Source organism: Streptomyces sp. NPDC002144 (genome assembly GCF_053593695.1).
This window is the reverse complement of record NZ_JBSFDB010000156.1, coordinates 1-2,155: the sequence shown is the minus strand read 5'-3', so window position 1 is coordinate 2,155 and position 2,155 is coordinate 1. Positions and strand designations below refer to the sequence as shown.

Genomic DNA, 2,155 nt, shown 5'->3' with positions numbered 1-2,155 from the left:
CCGAAACAAGACGCCGCATGCCTCCCTCATTCCGAGCTAGACCATGCCAGACCAGCAGAAATCAAGCGATGATGTTCGGTTGAGATACGGCTTCTTAGGCCAGGGAGCACGTCAACGAAGAGCCCAGATCCTGGGCGTGCCCAGCCCGGTTGCTGGGACATGCAGGTCCGGTACAAAGGTGAGCAGTCTCAGGGTGGCCTCATCACCCGGTGGCACACCATCTGGCTCACCCTGGCGAAACCTGCGATTAATTGCACGACAACGACTCCAACAGCCGCGCACGTATCGCGAGTCGGCCACGCAGGCACTGGTATTCGCACGGCCCTATGCCAAGTTCGCCGCGGTGAACTTGGCGGCCTGCGCCGGGGTGTTGTCGAAGCCATGCCCCAGCTTCACGACCGTCTGGCCGCTCTCTCCGTCAGTTCCGTCGCCGGTCCTGAGAGTCTCTACAGGGGGAACTCCCGCTCGGATTGCCCGGCACCGGCGCACTGAGCGGTGTGCGAGGCTGGCAGTCGGTGAGGGCGGGGCTGCGGACTGGGCGGTGAGGACGGGATGCGCGAGGCGTATCACAAGGAACTGGAGTCGATCACTCAGGCGCTGGTGGAGATGGCGAACATGGTCGGTTCGGCCATGGGCCGGGCCACCAGCGCCCTGCTGGACGCCGACCTTCAGCAGGCGCTGAGTGTCGCCTCCACCGAGGAGCGGGTCGAAGCGCTGCAGCGGGATCTGGAGGAGCGGACGATCGCGGTGCTGGCCCGCCAGCAGCCGGTCGCCACGGACCTGCGGATGGTGGTCACCTCACTGCGGATGAGCGCGGACCTGGAACGCTGCGGTGTGCTGGCGCAGCATGTCGCGACGGTGGCCCAGCGGCGCCATCCTCAGCACGCGGTGCCGGATGATCTGCGTCGCACGATTTTGGAGATGGGCCAGCTCGCCCAGCGGCTGATGGCCCAGGCCGCCGAGGTGCTCATCACCCAGGACGTCGAGGCGGCCCTGCAGATGGAGCAGGACGACGACCGGATGGACGAGCTGCACCGCATGATTTTCCATCATTTGATGGACGAGCGTTGGCACCACGGCGTGGAGACGGCCGTCGACGTCACTCTGGTCGGCCGCTACTACGAGCGCTTCGCCGACCACGCCGTCTCAATCGCCCGCCGCGTCGTCTACCTCGTCACGGGTGAGCGCGCCGACGACTACCTCCCCGACCCCCCTCTGCTCCCCTGACCTGATCCGCGGCACATCGCCCGCATCCCTTCCCCCGTATCCGTTCAGTGCTCCCGGGCCAGCGGGCCCGGGCCGGTCCACTCGATAAGAGGGGAGACTGCGATTTCGTCCTCCTCGCCCAAGTCCAGGCCGCCCCGCTGCAGGAAGATGATCATGTCCTACAGGTCGTAGGCGCGGCCGATGGGGACACCGTGGATGCACACCAGCCGGCCGCCGTCTCCATCGGGCGGCCCCACTCTCACGGGACACCAACTCGGCATGTGAGAGCGAGTACCCGCATGCACGCGGGTACATGGCCCCGTCGGCACCATCGGCCCAGGGGTGGTGGTGCCGGCCCACGGGGGGGCAAGGTGGCTGCCGCGCGCGAGCGATCCGCGAAGCGCTCGGCGAGCCTCCCCCCTCCCGCCCCTCGCGCTGCGCGGGCGCAGGGCGGTCCTCTCGACGCGTCGGCTCCCTCGTGGAAGGCTGCTGACGCGTATGGACCGGCGACCGTCCGTAGGGTCTTCGAGATCTGCTGTGAGTGGAGAGGATCGGGTTCATGACGACCGCAGTGTGACGCTACGGCTTGACGTGGACCGGCCCCGACGGCGCTGCACAGGCGTCCGCCGGCGTCTTCGACAAGCAGGCCGCCATCCGCCGTCGGCGAGCCCTCAAAGCCGCCGGATGCACGCACGCGAACGTCGTGAAGGTACACGTCGGCGAGCTTCCCCAACCCGCCATCTGACCACTTGGCTGACAGCTGCTGTAGGTACGATCTGGACCCGCCGAGCTTGTCCTACCTTCCAAGCGTGGGACTGAACTGGCCATTCTTAAGATCGGCGCACCCAGAGATTCCGGGTATTTGTGTCCTGAACATGAATGGAGCTGGTTGTAGGAGCAGTTCTTGAAATGGTGCTGTGCGGAAGATGAAGGTTGTTGGCCCTTCGGA

1 protein-coding gene is annotated in these 2,155 nt (G+C 66.3%); it reads left to right on the top strand.

The annotated features are described in order from the left end of the window. The first annotated feature begins 552 nt into the window (after window positions 1-552). The gene (phoU, locus tag ACWCQ1_RS52030) at window positions 553-1,227 is read left to right on the top strand and encodes a phosphate signaling complex protein PhoU (RefSeq protein ID WP_451030125.1); all 675 of its coding nucleotides are present in this window, start codon (window positions 553-555) and stop codon (window positions 1,225-1,227) included. The last annotated feature ends 928 nt before the right edge of the window (window positions 1,228-2,155 follow it).

Excerpts from the sequence above, each read along its gene's own strand:
- phoU (WP_451030125.1), top strand. The coding sequence starts at position 553 with ATGCGCGAGGCGTATCACAAGGAACTGGAGTCGATCACTCAGGCGCTG.